The sequence below is a fragment of the Janthinobacterium sp. GW823-FHT01H08 genome (genome assembly GCF_058797855.1).
In genome coordinates, this window is sequence record NZ_CM179504.1 from 2282613 (window position 1) to 2300236 (window position 17624).

Here is a 17624-nt window from a genome sequence, read left to right on the forward strand (position 1 = left end):
ACGGGTCTTGGTACAATGAGTGCTTTCGATACATCGGCACCGCCATCCACCCATGATAGATATCCAACTTCTCCGTAAAGACATCACCAACGTCGCAGAACGCCTGGCGACGCGCAAATTCCAGCTCGACGTGGCAGGTTTTACCGCCCTCGAAGCCGAACGCAAGGCGATCCAGACGCGCACCGAAGAGCTGCAGGGCAAGCGCAACGCGCTGTCCAAGCAAATCGGCATGTTGAAAGGCAAGGGGGAAGACACCTCGGCCGTGATGGCGCAAGTGGCCGGCCTGGGCGATGAGCTGAAAGCCGATGAAGCGGCCCTGACCCTGGTGCAAGCCAAGCTGAGCGAATTCATCATGGCCGTGCCGAACCTGCCGCACGAATCGGCGCCGGTAGGCACGGACGAGTCGGGCAACGTGGAAGTGCGCAAGGTCGGCACGCCGCGCACGTTTGATTTCGAAGTCAAGGATCACGTCGATGTGGGCGCCCCGCTGGGCCTCGATTTCGAAGTGGCCACCAAGCTGACCGGTTCGCGCTTCTCCGTCATGAAGGGCGGCATCGCCCGCCTGCACCGCGCACTGGCGCAATTCATGCTCAACACGCACGTGGACGAGCACGGCTACACGGAATGCTATACGCCGTACATGGTCAACGCCGATTCGCTGCGCGGCACGGGCCAGCTGCCGAAATTCGAAGCCGATCTGTTCTCGGTGAAAAAAGGCGGCGTGGAAGGCGAGGGCGAGACCTTCTACCTGATCCCCACGTCGGAAGTGTCGCTGACCAACATCGCGCGCGATGAAATCCTGGCGCTCGACCAATTGCCCCTGAAAATGACGGCCCACACGCCATGCTTCCGTTCGGAAGCGGGCAGCTATGGCCGCGACACGCGCGGCATGATCCGCCAGCACCAGTTCGACAAGGTGGAAATGGTGCAAGTGGTGCACCCGGACACCTCGTACCAGGTGCTGGAAGAAATGGTCGGCCACGCGGAAACGATCTTGCAACGCCTGGGCCTGCCATACCGCGTGATGTCGCTGTGCACGGGCGACATGGGCTTTACGGCCAGCAAGACCTTCGACCTGGAAGTATGGCTGCCGGCGCAGAACACCTACCGTGAAATCTCGTCCCTGTCGAACACGGAAGCCTTCCAGACACGCCGCATGCAGGCACGTTTCCGCAACGCCGCCGGCAAGCCGGAACTGGCCCACACCCTGAACGGCTCCGGCCTGGCAGTGGGCCGCACCCTGGTGGCTGTGCTGGAAAACTACCAGCAAGCGGACGGCAGCGTCGAAATCCCGCCAGTGCTGCGCCCGTACATGGGCGGCCTGACGCATCTGAAGGCTTAAAAGCTTAGGGCAGCCGGATGAATGGAAGGCGTAAAATAGTCCTTCCATTTTTTCAATCGGCTGCTATAATCTTGCCTTCTCGCAGCAATGCGGGAAAAGACCGCAGCAAATGGAGAGGTGGCAGAGTGGTCGAATGTACTTGACTCGAAATCAAGCGTACGTTAAATCGTACCGTGGGTTCGAATCCCACCCTCTCCGCCAGAACAAATAGAGAAAGCTCCCGCAAGGGAGCTTTTTTTATTTGTGGCGGCGAAGAGGAGTACGCCCCCTGCGGGGCGTACGCGTGGGATTCGAAGCCCCGCGCATATTTGCGCGGGGCTCTCCGAATCGTCCAATTGGTTTTCACGCGTGCGCCAAGGTGGCGTCTACAAAGGCGAGCCGCGCCTTGCGCGAGGCTCCCCGAATCGCCAAATTGTTTTTCGGGTTGGCGTCCAGCATTGGGTTGCAAATCACCAATAAACCCCTACCCAACCCAACAACACCCATGCTAAAATAGCGCCTCGTTCAAACAGGCATGCCCGTTTGAGCGAATAGACCGCAGTAAACGGAGAGGTGGCAGAGTGGTCGAATGTACTTGACTCGAAATCAAGCGTACGTTAAATCGTACCGTGGGTTCGAATCCCACCCTCTCCGCCAGAATACATAAGAGAAGCTCCCCCCAAGGGAGCTTTTTTTATTTGCGCAACGCCAAAAAATCGTCAGCGTCTCAATGCAGGTAGAAAAACCGCCCAAAGCGCGCAGCGCAAGGCGTTTTTTCCTCCATTCAAGCTCTAATTGCCAGCGCCGCCACGAACGCAAGCTAGTGCACCAGCCGCGCCACCGCAAACACGACGCCCGACATGGCAATTATCGTCCCCACGCACGACAGAATGACAGCCGACTTCGCCTCAGCCACATCGGACTTGGTCGCATAATTGGAACGCACCACCGCCATGTCCAGTTTCAAGCCGCTGACATCCGTCTTTAGAACGGCAACATCCGCTTTTACGTCAGCCATATCTTTTGCCAATGTGGTGACTTGCTCGTCCATGACCAAATCCTCCATGCTTTTCATTTCATGCTCCTCGCTTTTTTCACCGCTGTCAAACAGTGTCCCGAGAGTATCGTCGATAGCCTTGCTATTCCTCGCCAAGTGTTGTGCCAGCGCTGTTGCGCGCTGCAGGTCGGCCATTCTCTCGCCAGCTTGGGTCCAAAGTTTGACGCTACTCCTCACCCTGGATCCCACCTTGACCCCGCTCAGCCTATGTTAATCTACCCCCTCCCATCCCGACCCCACCCATAAAAGCAATGAGCCGATTCTGGAGCAACATCGTCAGCGAGCTGACCCCCTACGTCCCCGGCGAGCAGCCGAAACTGCCCGACCTGGTGAAACTCAACACCAACGAAAACCCCTACGGCCCGTCGCCGCAGGTGCTGGCCGCGCTGCGCGAAGCGGCCAACGACAGCCTGCGCCTCTACCCCGATCCCACGGCCAGCGAACTGAAGCAAACCCTGGCCGCCTACCACGGACTCGACAGCGCGCAGGTGTTCGTCGGCAACGGTTCCGATGAAGTGCTGGCGCTGGCCTTCATGGCCTTGCTCAAGCACGACGCACCCCTGCTGTTCCCGGACATCAGCTACAGCTTCTATCCCGTGTATTGCAAGCTGTACGGCATCGATTACCGGACGGTCGCGCTCGACGACACCATGCGCATCCGCCCGGAAGACTATCAAGGGCCGTGCGGCGCCATCATCTTCCCGAATCCCAACGCGCCCACGGGCGTGGACTTGCCGCTGGCCGGCGTGGAAACCTTGCTGCGCGAGCATCCCGACGCCGTGGTCGTGGTCGATGAAGCGTATGTGGATTTCGGCGGCGAGAGCGCCGTGGCCCTGGTCGACCGGTATCCGAACTTGCTGGTGGTGCAGACGTTCTCGAAGTCGCGCTCGCTGGCCGGCTTGCGCGTCGGCTGCGCCTTCGGCCATGCGGACCTGATCGAGGCGCTGGAGCGCGTGAAGAACAGTTTCAACTCGTATCCGCTGGATAGGCTGGCCCTGGCCGGCGCCGTCGCTTCGCTGCAAGACGAAGCGTATTTCCAGCAGACGCGCCAGGCCGTGATCGCCAGCCGCGAACAGCTGGCGGCGGACCTGGCGGCGCTGGGCTTCGAGGTGCTGCCGTCGGTGGCCAACTTTGTCTTTGCCCGCCACCCGCAGCATGATGCGGCGCAACTGGCGGCCGGCTTGCGCGCCAAGTCGGTGATCGTGCGCCATTTCAATGCACCGCGCATCAGCCAGTATTTGCGCATCAGCATCGGCAACCCGGCCGAGTGCGCCGCCTTGATGGCGGCCTTGCGCGCAGTGCTGTGACGCCATGCTGACCTTCGTCCCAGCCAGCAGCGCCGATGGCGAGGCGCTGGCCAGCCTGCGCGTGGCCGCCATGCGCGACAGCCTGGAGCGCATCGGCCGCTATGATCCGCAGCGGGCGCGCCAGCGTTTCCTGTCCACCTACGACCCCGCCTGCACCTGGCAGTTGCGCCACGGCGGCGCGCTGGCCGGCTTCTATGTGTTGCGCCCGCAAGCGGATTATTTGCTGCTCGACCACCTCTACCTGGCGCCGGAATGCCAGCGGCAAGGCATGGGTGCGTCCGTGCTGGCGCGCGTGTTTGCCGAGGCCGATGCGGCCCGCAAGAGCGTGCGCGTGGGCGCCTTGCGCGGCAGCGAGGCGAACCGCTTCTATATGCGTCACGGCTTCGTGCCGGATGGCGAGGAAGAGTTCGACCTGTATTATCGGCGCGCCCCCGCGCCTTGATGCTGCCGGCGGCGACTGTTTGTGCAACAATAATCGGATTCACACATCGACAGGACGGACAAAATGGCAAAAGTGGCATTCATCGGCTTGGGCGTCATGGGTTTCCCCATGGCAGGTCATCTGGCGGCGGGCGGGCACGACGTCACCGTGTACAACCGCAACCCGGCCCGCGCGGCCGCCTGGCTGGAGCAATACAAGGGCAGCAGCGCCGCCACGCCGGCCGCCGCCGCAGCGGGTGCCGAGTTCGTCTTCACCTGCATCGGCAACGATAACGACCTGTATCAAGTGATCCTGGAAGAGGGCGGCTTGCTGTCCACCATGGCGCCGGGCAGCATCCTGATCGACCATACGACGGCGTCCGCCGAAGCGGCGCGCACCATCCATGCTGCGGCGCAAGAGCAGGGCGTCTTCTTCCTCGACGCGCCCGTGTCCGGCGGCCAGGCGGGCGCGGAAAACGGCAAGCTGACGGTGATGGTGGGCGGCGATGCCGAGGCGTATGCAAGGGCCGAGCCCGTCATCGCCCTGTTCGCGCGCGCCGTCACCTACATGGGGCCATCCGGTTCGGGCCAGCTCACAAAAATGGTCAACCAGATCTGCATCGCGGGCCTGGTGCAAGCCTTGAGCGAGGGTATTGCCTTTGCGGAAAACGCGGGCCTCGACGCGGCCCTGGTGGTGGACGTGATTTCCAAGGGCGCGGCGCAGTCGTGGCAGCTGGAAAACCGGGGCAAGACCATGATAGAGCGCAAGTTCGACTTCGGTTTCGCCGTCGACCTGATGCGCAAGGACCTGGGCATCTGCCTGGCCGAAGCCAAGCGCAACGGCAGCGACTTGCCCGTGACGACCTTGACGGACCAGTTCTATGGCGAAGTGCAGCAGGCGGGCGGCAACCGCTACGACACGTCAAGCCTGATCACGCGCTTAAACAAAAAGTAACTTTTTAACTCTAGAGTAAATAGCGGCGCGTCCCTGCCAGGGCCGCGCCGCTTGTCGTTTACGGTGCTGATACCATTAAAACGTCAGTTTCCGGAACATCTGGTTTCGATTTTCATGGAAAAGCATGGACTTCGCTAGCTCATCGTGTATTATTAAAAAACGAGATGAAATGTCCCAATTTTTAAAACATTATGAGCGGACCCGCATGAAAACCAACTCCTCAGCGATAACACGCGTTGTCGACAAGAACATCCCCTACCTGTCTTCCGCCGTTGCCATCTGGCGTCCCCGCGCCGTGCTGCGCAGCTGGCCCGGCGTGGCCATCGCGCTGGTGATTGCCCTGTCGGCTACCTTTATTTCCAGCAATTACGGCGGCCCGCAGCTGCTGTATGCGCTGTTCTTCGGCCTGGCCTTCCACTTCCTCGCGTCCGACCCCACTTGCAAGCCCGGCATCGAGTTTTGCAGCAAGGTGCTGCTGCGCACGGGCGTGGCCCTGCTGGGCGCGCGCATCACCTTCAACCAGATCGCCTCGGTGGGCGTGACGCCGTTATTGATCGTCGTCGGCGGCCTGGTGGCGACTCTGGGCTTCGGCTATATGCTGGCCAAATGGCTGAAACGCCCGATCACGGAAGGGATTTTGTCGGGCGGCTCCGTCGCCATCTGCGGCGCCTCGGCCGCGCTGGCCATCTCGGCCGTGCTGCCGCAAACCAAGGAAAACGAAAAGTTCACCCTGCTGACGGTGGTGGGCGTGACGTCGCTGTCGACGCTGGCCATGATCGTGTATCCGCTGCTGGTCAAGCTGCTGGGCTTTGACCCGACGGAAGCGGGCGTGTTCATCGGCGGCACCATCCATGACGTGGCGCAAGTGGTGGGTGCCGGCTACCTGGTCAGCAACCATACGGGCGACGTCGCCACCTTCGTGAAACTGACGCGCGTCGCCTGCCTCGTGCCCGTCGTGCTGGGCCTGTCGATCATGTTCAAGCGCAAGGACGGCAAGAGCGAAGTCGATGCGCCGCCGCTGGTGCCGTTCTTCCTGATCGGCTTTGTCTGGCTCGTCATCACGAACAGCCTGGGCCTGATTCCGCAGGAAGTGAATGGCTGGATCAACAATGCCTCGCGCGCCTGCCTCGTCATTGCGATTGCCGCTCTGGGCGTGAAAACTTCGTTCCAGTCGCTGGCCTCGCTGGGTTGGCGTCCCGTGATCATGCTGGTGATGGAGACCGTGTGGATCGCCGCCTTCGTCGCCATCGCCGTCCTGCTGACGCGTTAAGCGCATCGGGCCCGCCATGAAAGTCCTCGTTCTCGGCGCCGGCGTGGTCGGCACGGCATCGGCCTGGTATTTGCGCCAGGCGGGCCATGACGTGCGCGTGCTCGAGCGCCAGGCGGGCGCCGCGCAGGAAACCAGTTTCGGCAACGGCGGGCAGATTTCCGTCTCGCACGCGGAACCGTGGGCCAATCCCGCCACCCTGCGCAAGGTCGTTAGCTGGCTGGGCAAGGACGACGCGCCGCTGCTGTTCCGTCCCCGCCTGGACCCGCTGCAATGGCAGTGGGCCTTGCACTACCTGCGCGAATGCCTGCCGTCCAGGGTGGCGCGCAACATGCGCCAGATCGTCGCCCTGGCCGAGTACAGCCGCCAGAGCCTGCAAGCCTTGCGTCGCGAGACGGGGATTACCTATGATCACCTGGAACGGGGCATTTTGCATTTCTATACGGACGAGCAGGAGTTTGATAAATCGCAAGCGGGCGCCGCGCTCCTGCGCGAACTGGGCTGTCCGCGCAATACCGTCAGCGCCGATGAAGTGATTCGATTGGAGCCGGCCTTGCGCCACGCGCGCAGCCGTATCGTGGGAGGCGACTTCACGGCCAGCGACGAGTCGGGCGACGTGCATCTGTTTACCACGGCGCTGGCCGCCCGCGCGGCGGCGGCCGGCGTGGATTTCCAGTACTGCACGACGGTGACGCGGCTGCTGGAAGATGGTGCGAATGGCGCACGCATCACGGGCGTGGAATGCATCGATGCGCAGGGGCGCCACCGGCTGGAATACGCGGACGCCGTGGTGGTGGCCATGGGCAGCTTTTCCGCACCGCTGCTGCAGCCGCTGGGCATCCGGCTGATGTTGTATCCGGGCAAGGGCTACTCGGCCACGTATCCGATTCTTGATTCCGCCGCCGCACCCAGCGTATCGCTGACGGACGACGGCCACAAACTCGTGTTTTCGCGCCTGGGCGAGCGCCTGCGCGTGGCGGGCACGTGCGAGCTGAACGGCTACACGCGCGAACTCAACCCCGTGCGCTGCGCCGCCATCACGCGCCGCGTGCAGGCGCTGTTCCCCGATGCCTGCGATTACGGCGATCCCGTCTACTGGGCCGGCCTGCGCCCCCTGACACCGTCGAACGTCCCCTACATCGGCGCCACGCGCTACCGCCAGCTGTTCCTCAACACGGGCCACGGCACCCTGGGCTGGACCATGGGCTGCGGCGCGGGCAGGGCGATCGCCGACCTCGTGTCGGGACGGCGGCCGGAAGTCGATTTTGCGTTTTGCGGGCAACGCTTGGCACCGCAGTCTGCGGCAGAGGAGTTCCGGGGTCAGACCCGCCGGGTCTGACCCCAGCTTTAACTTAGGAGATCACGATGAGAGACGACGCCACCCCCCGCCCGCCCGCCAGTGGCCTGACCCTGGCCGGCACCACCTACCAGTCGCGCCTGCTGGTGGGCACCGGTAAATACAAGGATTTCGAGGAGACGCGCCTCGCCATCGAGGAAAGCGGCGCCGAGATCGTCACCGTGACCATCCGCAGGGTGAATATCGGCCAGGAAAAGGGCGAGCCGAACCTGCTCGACTTCATCCCGCCGTCGAAATACACGATCCTGCCCAACACGGGCGGCTGCTACAACGCACGCGATGCCGTCTACACTCTGCAACTGGCGCGCGAGCTGCTGGGCGGCCACCAGTTGTGCAAGCTGGAAGTGCTGGGCGATGAAAAGACCCTGTTCCCGAACATGCCGGAAACGTTAAAGGCGGCGGAGCAGCTGGTGCGCGACGGCTTCCAGGTGATGGTGTATTGCAGCGACGACCCCATCCAGGCGCGCATGCTGGAAGACATCGGCTGCATCGCCGTCATGCCGCTGGCGTCATTGATCGGCTCGGGCATGGGCATTCTCAATCCATGGAACTTGTCGCTGATCATCGAGCAAGCCAAGGTGCCCGTGCTGGTCGACGCGGGCGTGGGCACGGCGTCGGACGCGGCCATCGCCATGGAACTCGGTTGCGACGGCATCTTGATGAATACCGCCATCGCGGCGGCGCGCGAACCGATCCGCATGGCGCGCGCCATGAAACTGGCAGTGCAGGGCGGACGCGAGGCCTATCTGGCCGGACGCATGCCCCGGAGAGCGGGCGCCATGAGCGCTTCGCCCTCGTCGCCGATGGCCGGGCTGATCGCCTGAGTGGCCGCATTTACCGCATTTACCGCAGTTTGCAGCACCGTTGTTGATTCTGTTTGAAGCACCCATAAAAACCACAATACCTGGAGATGACATGAAACACACACTCGTAGCGGCAGCCATCCTAGCCTCCTTCTTCGCCGGCAACGCCAGCGCCCAATCGTCCGTCACCGTGTACGGCTTGCTCGACGCGGGCTTCACGTCCGAGCACGGCGGCGCGGACGGTTCCGTCACCAAGCTAGCCACCGGCGTGCAGTCGGGCAGCCGCATCGGCTTCAAGGGCACGGAAGACCTGGGCAACAACTTGAAAGCCAATTTCCTGCTGGAAAATGGCCTCGACGTGGACACGGGCGCCAACCGCCAGGGCGCCTTGTTCGGGCGCAAGGCCTACGTGGGCCTGTCGGGCGGCTTCGGCACCGTGAACCTGGGCTTGCAGCACAACCCGCTGTTCACGGCGCTGGACAATATCGACCCCTTCGAGACGGGCATGACGGGCGCCTCGATCAACCTGATGAGCGTGGCCAGCCTGCGCACGAAAAATTCCATCATGTATGAAACGCCAAAGGTGAACGGCTTGTCGGCCGCCGTCATGTATGGCCTGGGCGAGAAGCCAGACAGCAATACCCTGGGCCGCACCATCGACTTTTCCATCGACTACGCCAACGGTCCGCTCGTGCTGACCCTGGCGCACGACAACCGCAAGGACACGCCATTGAACACGGCGAAAGTGACCTTGCTGGGCGGCACTTACGACTTCGGCCCCGCCAAGCTGCACGCCGCGTATGAGACGGACAAGGACGATGCGGGCACGGATTTCCGCGATTACATGGTGGGCGTGTCCGCCCCTGTGGGCGCGGCCGGCAGCGTGATGGCCTCGTACATCCGCAAGGATGACCGCACGAATGCGCGCCGCGGCGGGCGCCAGCTGGCCATCGGCTACACGTATGCCTTGTCGAAACGCACGAACCTGTACACCTCGTACGGGCGCATCAGCAACGATGGCGCGGGCACCAACTTTGTCGGCGATGCATCGAGCGGCGGCAGCGTGCCCTTGCCGGGCCATAACTCGAGCGCCTTCACGGCCGGCATGCGCCTGAAGTTCTAAGCGCGGCAGCGCAGGTGGCGATGGCGGCTTGTCTGTTGCGGATAAGCCGCCATTGTTGTTTCAGGAGTGGGCCTAAGTCACGGATTCCGGATTCAGGAATGAAACAGTCCGATTTTTCATGAATTTTCATTGACAGCGCATTTCGCAACCGTTAAATTGAACACGTATTTCAAATATCGGAACAAAATATACCGATTTTTCATAAAACCGTAAGGAGACTGAGCCATGACCGATTTGTCCGACCAAAAAGCCGCCGCCGCAGCGGCCACCCCCACCGGCCCGCAAAAGATGACGCCTTCCGAAGCGTTCGTGGAAACCCTGGCCGCCAATGGCGTGACCGACATGTTCGGCATCATGGGCTCGGCCTTCATGGACCCGATGGACATTTTTGCGCCGGCCGGCATCCGGCTGATCCCCGTCGTGCACGAGCAGGGCGCCGGCCACATGGCCGACGGCTATGCCCGCGTCTCGGGCCGCCATGGCGTCGTCATCGGCCAGAACGGCCCCGGCATCAGCAATTGCGTCACGGCGATTGCCGCCGCCTACTGGGCGCACACGCCCGTCGTCATCATCACGCCGGAAACGGGCACGATGAGCATGGGCCTGGGCGGCTTCCAGGAAGCGAACCAGTTGCCGATGTTCGAGGAATTTACCAAATATCAGGGTCATGTGACCAATCCGGCCCGCATGGCGGAATTTACGGGCCGCTGCTTCGACCGCGCCATGTCGGAAATGGGGCCGACGCAACTGAACATCCCGCGCGACTATTTTTATGGCGAAATCAAGGCGGAAATCCCGAAACCGAACCGCCTGGACCGCGGCGCCGGCGGCGAGCAAAGCCTCAACGATGCGGCCGAGCTCTTGGCCAAGGCCAAGTTCCCCGTCATTATCTCGGGCGGCGGCGTCGTCATGGGCGAAGCCATCGAAGAATGCAAGGCCCTGGCCGAACGCCTGGGCGCGCCCGTCGTGAACAGCTACCTGCACAACGACTCGTTTCCCGCCAGCCACCCGCTGTGGTGCGGTCCGCTCGGCTACCAGGGTTCCAAGGCGGCGATGAAACTGATCGCCCAGGCCGACGTCGTCGTCGCTTTAGGCTCGCGCCTGGGACCGTTCGGCACCTTGCCGCAGCACGGCATGGATTACTGGCCGAAGAACGCGAAGATCATCCAGATCGATGCGGACAACAAGATGCTGGGCCTGGTCAAGAAAATCTCCGTGGGCATCTGCGGCGACGCCAAGGCGGCCGCCAAGGCGATTATTGCCCGCCTCGATGGCAAGACGCTGGACTGCGACGCCACGCGCGACGCGCGCTACGCCACCGTGCAAGCCGAGAAGGCCGCGTGGGAAGAGGAATTGACGAACTGGACGCACGAAAAGGATGCGTACAGCCTGGACATGATCGAAGAGCAGAAGAAGGAGCCGGGCAATTATTTGCACCCGCGCCAGGTGCTGCGCGAGCTGGAAAAGGCCATGCCGGAAGACGTGATGGTGTCGACCGACATCGGCAACATCAACTCGGTGGCCAATAGTTACTTGCGCTTCGAAAAGCCGCGCAGCTTCTTTGCGGCGATGAGCTTTGGCAACTGCGGCTATGCGTTCCCGACCATCATCGGCGCGAAAGTGGCGGCGCCGCACCGTCCCGCCGTGTCGTATGCGGGCGACGGCGCCTGGGGCATGAGCTTGATGGAAACGATGACCTGCGTGCGTCACAACATTCCCGTGACGGCCGTGGTGTTCCACAACCGCCAGTGGGGCGCGGAAAAGAAGAACCAGGTCGATTTCTACAACCGCCGCTTCGTTGCCGGCGAGCTCGACAACCAGAGTTTTGCCGAGATTGCGCGCGCCATGGGCGCCGAAGGCATCACGGTCGACAAGCTGGAAGACGTGGGCCCGGCCTTGAAGAAGGCGATCGACATGCAGATGAATGAAGGCAAGACCACCATCATCGAAATCATGTGCACGCGCGAGCTGGGCGACCCGTTCCGCCGCGATGCGCTGAGTAAACCAATTCGTCATCTGGATAAATATAAAGACTACGTTTGATGTAACGGGTGTTGTTGGATTACGCCTTTCAGGCTAATCCAACCTACCCAACCTACGCAATTTACGCGTGGTGCTGGCGTAGGTCGGATTAGCCGGGCAAAGCCCGGCGTAATCCGACACCACCCGGGCAGTAGCCAGGCCCGGCGTCATCCGACACCACCCCGACCGATCCTTGTATGACCCCGGCTTGCCGGGTTTTATGTGCCGGAACCATCTTTATGCTTCCATGGTTCCGGCACTTTTTTTACCGAATTGGAGTCGCCATGAAAGCCCTGCACCGCATCATCGAGCAAGCCCGCGCCGTGCCGAAAAACATCGTGTTGTGCGAGGGCGGCGATGCGCGCGTGCTGCAGGCGGCCGCGCGGGCTGCCGCCGAAGGTCTGGCGCACATCACCCTCGTCGGCCAGCCGGCCGCCATCCTCGCCCTGGCGCACGAGCACGGGCTCGACCTCGATAGCGTGCGCCTGGTCGACCCGGCAACGTCCGACGAGTCGGAACACTATGCCCAGCAATTGTTTGTGCTGCGCCAAGCCAAGGGCATGACAGTGGAGCAGGCGCGCATCGCCGTGCAAGACCCGTTGTGCTACGCCAACCTGATGGTGCGCCTGGGCGACGCCGACGGCTGCGTGGCGGGGGCCGTGCACACGACGGCCGACGTGGTGCGCAGCGCCATCCAGATCATCGGCGTCGATCCCGCCTTCAAGCTCGTGTCGAGCTTTTTCCTGATGATGCTGTGCGAACCGTTCCACAGCCTCAAAGGCGGTTTTATCTTTTCCGACTGCGCCCTCGTCGTCGATCCGAAAGCCGAGGAATTGGCCGACATCGCCATGGCCGCCGCCGACAGCGCGCAAGCCTTGCTGATGGAAGAACCGCGGGTCGCCATGCTGTCGTTTTCCACCAGCGGCAGCGCCCACCATGCGGCCGTCGACAAGGTGCATGCGGCCACGGACCGGGTCAAGGCCCAGCGTCCGCTGCTGGCCATCGATGGCGACGTGCAACTCGACGCGGCCATCGTGGCCGAAATTTCCCAGAGGAAAGTCAAGGATTCCGTCGTCAACGGCCGCGCCAACGTGCTGGTGTTCCCGAACCTGGACGCGGGCAATATCGGCTACAAGCTGGCCGAACGCATGGGCGGCGCCGTCGCCATCGGCCCCTTGCTGCAAGGCTTGAACAAGCCGGCCAACGATTTGTCGCGCGGCTGCAGCGCCGACGACGTCTACAACGTGATTGCGGTCACGGCCGTGCAGGCCCAGGGTGGGAGCTGAGTTGTTCAGCTTGCCCGTGCTGGCGCTGTTGGGCGTGGTGGCGGCCGGCACGTATTTCCAGACCGTGACGGGCTTTGGCCTGGGCATGATCGTCATGGGCGTGGCCAGCGGCCTCGGCCTGGCGCCCGTGCCCGCGCTGGCGGCCCTCGTCAGTTTATTGTCGCTTGCCAATTGCCTCGTGGCCTTGCCGGGCGCCTTGCACCACCTGGACTGGCGCGCCATCCGCGCTGCCAGCATCGGCTTGCTGCCGGCCATGGCGGCCGGCGTCTTGCTGTTGGGATATCTGGACCAGGCATATGCGCCCGTGCTGAAACTGTTGCTGGGCGCGGCCATCGTGTATGGCGGCGTCAGCATCCTGCTGCAGGCGCCGCCGGGACCGGGCGCGGCGGACAAGCGCAGCTTTTTCATCAGCGGCGTGTGCGGCGGCCTGTTCTCGGGCTTGTTTTCGCTGGCGGGACCGCCGCTCGTGTACCAGTTTTATCGCCAGGAAATGAGTCTGACCACCATCCGCTACAGCCTGATCTTTTTGTTTGCCATCAGTGCGGGCGGACGCTCGCTGATGGCGGGCAGCCAGGGCCAGCTCGATGGGAAAGTCTTGCTGCTGTGCGCGCTGGCCTTGCCCGTCGGCGTGCTGGCCACGATGGCCGGCAAGCGCTACCCGCCGCCGATCGCCCAGCGCGGCATGCGCCGCATCGCGTTTGCCGTGCTGACCGCCATCGGCCTGTCGCTGATGGCGGCGGCCGTGCCGCAATTGCTGCGCTAGGCTTTAAAGGTCAGCAAGGGTTTCAGCCGCGCCACCGATTGCAGCAAGCCCGCTTCCTCCTGCGCGGCGATGACGGGACCGATCTTCTTGTACGCCATCGGCGCTTCCTCGACGCGGCGTTCCTCACGCAGGGTCACGCACTGGAACGCCATCTCGTCGCCGCCCACCGTGGGCCGGATGGCGCGCATGGCTTGCCTGCGGATGCTGCGCCCCGCGCCATGCGAGCACGACCACAGCCAGTCGGGATTGCCCATGCCAGTTGCCACATAAGAATAGTCGCCCATGGAGCCGGGGATCAGCGCCAGGTCGCCTTCGCGCGCCGGCGTGGCACCCTTGCGGTGGATATTCATGCCATGCTCGCGCAGGATGACGTTGTGCGGCACGTCCACCACCAGGCGCGATTGATCCTGCGCAAACACTTGCGACAGGCTGTCGCGCACCAGCTCGGCCAGCACCATGCGGTTGACCCAGGCATAGCGCGAGGCCACGCCCATGGCGCCCATGTATTCGCCGGCCAGTTCGCCCGTCAAGCCGTACAGGCCCGACTGCGGGTGGCGCACGCCTTTCGGCCACGCCTCTTTGGCGCGGTCCATCCAGCGGCTGCCGACAAAAAAGCCCACGTCGCGGCTGCCGCTGTGGATCATGACGACCACTTCGCCCGGCACCAGCCCGTGCCGGTACGCGGCGTGGCGGTCCATGACGGCGTCGACCAGCTGGATTTCCACGAAATGGTTGCCCGATCCCGTCGTGCCCAGGCTGGGGTCGCGTATCACTTCGCGCGTGCCGACCAGCGCCGCGGGCGCATGGCGCAGGCCTCCGCCCAGTTCGCGCAGGGCGATGCAAGCGTCGAGCTCGCGCAACAGCCGCTCCTTGTCGACGCGGGGCCACAAACCATCGTCATGCAGGCTGTCGATGAACGCTTCCGGCCCTGCGTCGAACAGGGCGGCAAACGCCTTCGAGCGCAGCGGCACGTTGCGGCCGTCTTCCAGCAGCACGTGTTTGAGCTTGGCGAGCAGCTGCGGCTTGCGCGCTTCGAACTGCGCCAGGGGCAGGCCCGTCGTGATCAGGCGCATGCCGCAGGCGATGTCCGTGCCGGGGATGGCGGGGATCACCATGTCGGGGCTGGTGGCGACGATGCTGCCGACGGGCGCGATGCTGCCAGGGTGGAAGTCGGGCGTGGCGCACGCCTTGCACACATGGCCATCCTGGCCGGGCACGGCGACGGCGGCAAATTCCATCAGCTGTCGCACGGCTTTTTCCTCGAGGGGAAAGTTATGGGGCAGCAGCACGGACGCCTGGGCGTGCGGATTGCTGAGCGTATAAATACCGTCGGCATAGGCGACGGCGATGCCCTGGCGGCGCAGGGCTTTTTGTAATCTGGATAGGGGAAACACGATTCTGCTCCGGAAATAACGAATGCACGGCCCTTTTGCAAGGGCCATGTTTGTTTTCCACGCAGCAGCGACAGGAAGTGCCGCCAGCTTAGCAAATTTTGCGCAGCCTGCAAAGCGGGGGGGCGTACAAGGTTGCGCACGATACGGAAGAGCCACTTGCAAAATAATCAAACAGCCTTTATATTCCCCGTTCTTTCTCGAACCTCTTCCTTATTGGAGCCAAAAGTGCCTCGCTTCTTCGCCATCACCTGCTAACGCTGACGAAATGCTCTCTGCAGCATCGTTCGGCGCGTTGACGCCCCCGATTGCTGCGGCACTGTTTTTGCTCTTTCCGCGCACGTATCCGAGACCCAGGTCTTGATCGTCCACGCCCGAACACGTCGTCAGCATCCCTGACCCTGTATGGACACGCCCCGGTGAACGCGGCGTGGGACGCTATGTTTTTACAATCTTTGCCTTTATTTAAATACCCGCGCACGCCGCACCTGGAAGGCTCGCGCCTGCAGGACGGCGACGACGGTTCCGACCAGATGCCATTGAAAAAGCTGGCCGGCCAATACGTCGTCATCGAGGAAAAAATCGATGGCGCCAACTCCGCCGTGTCGTTCAGCGATGCGGGCGAGGTGCTGCTGCAGTCGCGCGGCCACTACCTGGCGGGCGGCGGCAGCGAACGCCAGTTCAACCTCTTGAAACCGTGGGCCCATGCGCACGAGCACGCCTTGCTGGGCTTGCTGGAAGACCAGTATGTGCTGTTTGGCGAGTGGTCTTACAGCAAGCATTCCGTGTTTTATGACCGGCTGCCCCATTATTTCAACGAGTTCGACGTGTATTGCCGCCGCAGCCAGATGTTTCTGTCGACGGCGCGCCGCCACGCCATGCTGGCCGGCTCGCCCGTGCTGTCGGTCCCCGTGCTGTACGCGGGCACCATGCCCGCGTCGCCGAAACAGCTGTGGCAGCTGCTGCGCCATTCGCTGGCCAAGTCCCTGCTATGGCGTGAGGCCTTTGAAAACGTGGTGGCGCGCGAACGCCTGCCGCTGGACCTGTGCTGGAAGCAGACGGACAAGTCCGACCACGCGGAAGGCCTGTACCTGAAAGTGGAAGACGACGAGCAAGTGCTGGCCCGCTACAAGCTGGTGCGCCATGACTTTACGCAAACCATCCTCGACAGCGGTTCGCACCACAGCGCGCGGCCATTGATCCCGAACCAGCTGGCCGACGGCGTCGACCTGTATGCGCCGCAGCCGCTCGTGACGTGGGAGAGCCTGGGTTTACACACCTGCAGCTCGCTCGACGAGCTGGCAGCTTACTCAAGGAGTACACAATGATGAACTGGAAAACCCTGCAGCAACTGGTGCCGCCAGCGGGCCAGTCGCCCGATTTCAGCGCCTGCCTGGCCGCCTTCCCGCAGTTGGAACTGGCGAAGACGACGCCGCAAAACCCCGTGTATCACGCGGAAGGCGATGTGTGGACGCATACGATGATGGTGGTGGAATCCCTGCTGGGCATGCTTGAATATCAGCAAGCCACGCGGGCGGAACAGGAAATCGTGTTCCTCGCCGCCTTGCTGCACGACGTGGCCAAGTGCAGCACGACGGTGATCGACCCGGTGACGGGCGCCATCGGCCAGCCCGGTCACTCGCGCAAGGGCGCCCTCGATGCGCGCATTGCCTTGTGGGACTATGACGTGCCGTTTGCCGTGCGCGAGGAAATCTGCCGCCTGATCAATGTGCACCAGGTGCCGTTCTTTGCGCTGGAACAATCGCGGCGCGGCGTGACGCCGGAATTTACCGTGCGCGAACTGTCGTGGCAGGTCGATATCCGCCTGCTGGCCATGCTGGCCGAGGCCGATATCCGCGGCCGCATCTGTCCCGACCCGCAGCGCATCCTCGATGCCATCGAGCTGTTCCGCGAGCTGGCGCGCGAGGAGGGCTGCTATGGCCAGCGCAGGGTCTTTGTCGACGACCACACGCGCGTCAAATACTTTCGCGGCGCCGAGGCGCATCCCGACTACCCGCTGTTCCAGGAGCCGGGTTCGCGCGTGATCGTCATGTCGGGCTTGCCCGCGTCCGGCAAGAATACGTGGGTGGACAAGCACCATCCGCGCCTGCCCGTCGTGTCGTTTGACGATGCGCGGACGGCCTTGGGCTTGAAGCACGGCAAGAACGAGGGGCAGGTGGGCGACTATGCGGAAGAGCGGGCGCGCGAACTGTTGCGTCTGCGTGAACCGTTCGTGTGGAACGCCACGCATCTGTCAAAACTGATGCGCGAAAAGACGCTCAACCTGCTGTACAAATACCATGCGCAGGTGGAACTCGTGTACCTGGAGCAGCCGCGCAAGGAATTACTCAGGCGCAACAGCCAGCGTGACACCTCGCTGAGCAACAAGAAGCTGCAATCGATGCTGTGGAACTGGGAAATCCCGCTGCCGATGGAGGCGCATGCGGTGCGTTACTGCGTCGATTGAGGCGCCCGCCAATGTGTGGCACTGCGTTCGTCCGCTTTTGCGATAGTTGCATGAGCAATCAAAATGTTAATGGTTATTTTTAAAA

Annotated in this window: 15 protein-coding genes and 2 tRNA genes; 15 read left to right on the forward strand and 2 right to left on the reverse strand. The window is 62.9% G+C overall.

What is annotated here, in order from left to right:
• Nucleotides 1-52 precede the first annotated feature (52 nt).
• From serS to AC3RCG_RS10250, 3 genes are all read left to right on the forward strand, one after another.
• Nucleotides 53-1342, forward strand: coding sequence for a serine--tRNA ligase (serS, locus tag AC3RCG_RS10240; RefSeq protein ID WP_492405607.1), 1290 nt, complete (start codon nt 53-55; stop codon nt 1340-1342).
• 111 nt (nt 1343-1453) lie between these two features.
• Nucleotides 1454-1543 (forward strand) — tRNA-Ser (locus tag AC3RCG_RS10245).
• Between the two features lie 345 nt (nt 1544-1888).
• Nucleotides 1889-1978 (forward strand) — tRNA-Ser (locus AC3RCG_RS10250).
• A gap of 163 nt (nt 1979-2141) precedes the next feature.
• Here the strand turns inward: AC3RCG_RS10250 and AC3RCG_RS10255 are convergent.
• Complete coding sequence (locus tag AC3RCG_RS10255) at nt 2142-2513, reverse strand: hypothetical protein (RefSeq protein ID WP_492405609.1); 372 nt, start codon at nt 2511-2513, stop codon at nt 2142-2144.
• A gap of 116 nt (nt 2514-2629) precedes the next feature.
• On the opposite strand from AC3RCG_RS10255, the gene hisC reads away from it, so the two are divergent.
• The 10 genes from hisC to AC3RCG_RS10305 all read left to right on the forward strand — a co-directional run bounded on the left by hisC (nt 2630) and on the right by AC3RCG_RS10305 (nt 13681).
• Nucleotides 2630-3685, forward strand: coding sequence for a histidinol-phosphate transaminase (gene hisC / locus AC3RCG_RS10260; RefSeq protein ID WP_070291279.1), 1056 nt, complete (start codon nt 2630-2632; stop codon nt 3683-3685).
• A 4-nt stretch (nt 3686-3689) separates the two neighbouring features.
• Nucleotides 3690-4127, forward strand: coding sequence for a GNAT family N-acetyltransferase (locus AC3RCG_RS10265; protein ID WP_070291278.1), 438 nt, complete (start codon nt 3690-3692; stop codon nt 4125-4127).
• Between the two features lie 63 nt (nt 4128-4190).
• Nucleotides 4191-5060, forward strand: coding sequence for an NAD(P)-dependent oxidoreductase (locus AC3RCG_RS10270; RefSeq protein ID WP_492405611.1), 870 nt, complete (start codon nt 4191-4193; stop codon nt 5058-5060).
• Nucleotides 5061-5265: 205 nt separating this feature from the next.
• Nucleotides 5266-6330 (forward strand): YeiH family protein, encoded by a 1065-nt coding sequence (locus AC3RCG_RS10275; RefSeq protein ID WP_305053436.1) that lies wholly within the window; start codon nt 5266-5268, stop codon nt 6328-6330.
• A 16-nt stretch (nt 6331-6346) separates the two neighbouring features.
• On the forward strand, nt 6347-7666 hold the full coding sequence (locus AC3RCG_RS10280) for a D-amino acid dehydrogenase (RefSeq protein ID WP_070291276.1): 1320 nt from the start codon (nt 6347-6349) through the stop codon (nt 7664-7666).
• A gap of 26 nt (nt 7667-7692) precedes the next feature.
• A complete protein-coding gene (locus AC3RCG_RS10285; RefSeq protein WP_492405614.1) occupies nt 7693-8508 on the forward strand; it encodes a thiazole synthase in 816 nt (271 codons plus the stop codon).
• Between the two features lie 91 nt (nt 8509-8599).
• Nucleotides 8600-9610 carry a porin gene (locus tag AC3RCG_RS10290; RefSeq protein WP_492405616.1) on the forward strand — a complete coding sequence of 337 codons (1011 nt, stop codon included), beginning with the start codon at nt 8600-8602 and terminating at the stop codon, nt 9608-9610.
• Nucleotides 9611-9835: 225 nt separating this feature from the next.
• On the forward strand, nt 9836-11653 hold the full coding sequence (gene xsc / locus AC3RCG_RS10295) for a sulfoacetaldehyde acetyltransferase (RefSeq protein ID WP_492490426.1): 1818 nt from the start codon (nt 9836-9838) through the stop codon (nt 11651-11653).
• A gap of 263 nt (nt 11654-11916) precedes the next feature.
• Nucleotides 11917-12918 carry a phosphate acetyltransferase gene (pta, locus tag AC3RCG_RS10300; protein WP_409026796.1) on the forward strand — a complete coding sequence of 334 codons (1002 nt, stop codon included), beginning with the start codon at nt 11917-11919 and terminating at the stop codon, nt 12916-12918.
• 1 nt (nt 12919) lies between these two features.
• Nucleotides 12920-13681 carry a sulfite exporter TauE/SafE family protein gene (locus AC3RCG_RS10305; RefSeq protein ID WP_240453579.1) on the forward strand — a complete coding sequence of 254 codons (762 nt, stop codon included), beginning with the start codon at nt 12920-12922 and terminating at the stop codon, nt 13679-13681.
• On the opposite strand, the gene AC3RCG_RS10310 is transcribed toward AC3RCG_RS10305, so the two are convergent.
• Nucleotides 13678-15075 (reverse strand): RtcB family protein, encoded by a 1398-nt coding sequence (locus AC3RCG_RS10310; RefSeq protein WP_492405148.1) that lies wholly within the window; start codon nt 15073-15075, stop codon nt 13678-13680. The two genes, AC3RCG_RS10305 and AC3RCG_RS10310, sit on opposite strands and share 4 nt — an antisense overlap.
• 437 nt (nt 15076-15512) lie before the next feature.
• On the opposite strand from AC3RCG_RS10310, the gene AC3RCG_RS10315 reads away from it, so the two are divergent.
• Together AC3RCG_RS10315 and AC3RCG_RS10320 are read left to right on the forward strand one after the other, a co-directional pair.
• Entirely contained in the window at nt 15513-16400 is an 888-nt protein-coding gene (locus AC3RCG_RS10315; protein WP_492405146.1) for an RNA ligase family protein, read from the forward strand.
• A complete protein-coding gene (locus AC3RCG_RS10320; protein ID WP_492405144.1) occupies nt 16397-17539 on the forward strand; it encodes an AAA family ATPase in 1143 nt (380 codons plus the stop codon). Before AC3RCG_RS10315 ends, AC3RCG_RS10320 begins: the two co-directional genes overlap by 4 nt.
• Nucleotides 17540-17624 lie beyond the last annotated feature (85 nt).

What these genes read in the sequence shown, in the direction of transcription:
- AC3RCG_RS10290 (WP_492405616.1), top strand. Translation starts at nt 8,600, where the DNA reads ATGAAACACACACTCGTAGCGGCAGCCATCCTAGCCTCCTTCTTCGCC.
- AC3RCG_RS10275 (WP_305053436.1), top strand. Translation starts at nt 5,266, where the DNA reads ATGAAAACCAACTCCTCAGCGATAACACGCGTTGTCGACAAGAACATC.
- AC3RCG_RS10315 (WP_492405146.1), top strand. Translation starts at nt 15,513, where the DNA reads ATGTTTTTACAATCTTTGCCTTTATTTAAATACCCGCGCACGCCGCAC.
- xsc (WP_492490426.1), top strand. Translation starts at nt 9,836, where the DNA reads ATGACCGATTTGTCCGACCAAAAAGCCGCCGCCGCAGCGGCCACCCCC.
- AC3RCG_RS10255 (WP_492405609.1), bottom strand. Translation starts at nt 2,513, where the DNA reads ATGGCCGACCTGCAGCGCGCAACAGCGCTGGCACAACACTTGGCGAGG.
- AC3RCG_RS10320 (WP_492405144.1), top strand. Translation starts at nt 16,397, where the DNA reads ATGATGAACTGGAAAACCCTGCAGCAACTGGTGCCGCCAGCGGGCCAG.
- AC3RCG_RS10285 (WP_492405614.1), top strand. Translation starts at nt 7,693, where the DNA reads ATGAGAGACGACGCCACCCCCCGCCCGCCCGCCAGTGGCCTGACCCTG.
- hisC (WP_070291279.1), top strand. Translation starts at nt 2,630, where the DNA reads ATGAGCCGATTCTGGAGCAACATCGTCAGCGAGCTGACCCCCTACGTC.
- AC3RCG_RS10265 (WP_070291278.1), top strand. Translation starts at nt 3,690, where the DNA reads ATGCTGACCTTCGTCCCAGCCAGCAGCGCCGATGGCGAGGCGCTGGCC.
- AC3RCG_RS10270 (WP_492405611.1), top strand. Translation starts at nt 4,191, where the DNA reads ATGGCAAAAGTGGCATTCATCGGCTTGGGCGTCATGGGTTTCCCCATG.
- pta (WP_409026796.1), top strand. Translation starts at nt 11,917, where the DNA reads ATGAAAGCCCTGCACCGCATCATCGAGCAAGCCCGCGCCGTGCCGAAA.
- AC3RCG_RS10280 (WP_070291276.1), top strand. Translation starts at nt 6,347, where the DNA reads ATGAAAGTCCTCGTTCTCGGCGCCGGCGTGGTCGGCACGGCATCGGCC.
- serS (WP_492405607.1), top strand. Translation starts at nt 53, where the DNA reads ATGATAGATATCCAACTTCTCCGTAAAGACATCACCAACGTCGCAGAA.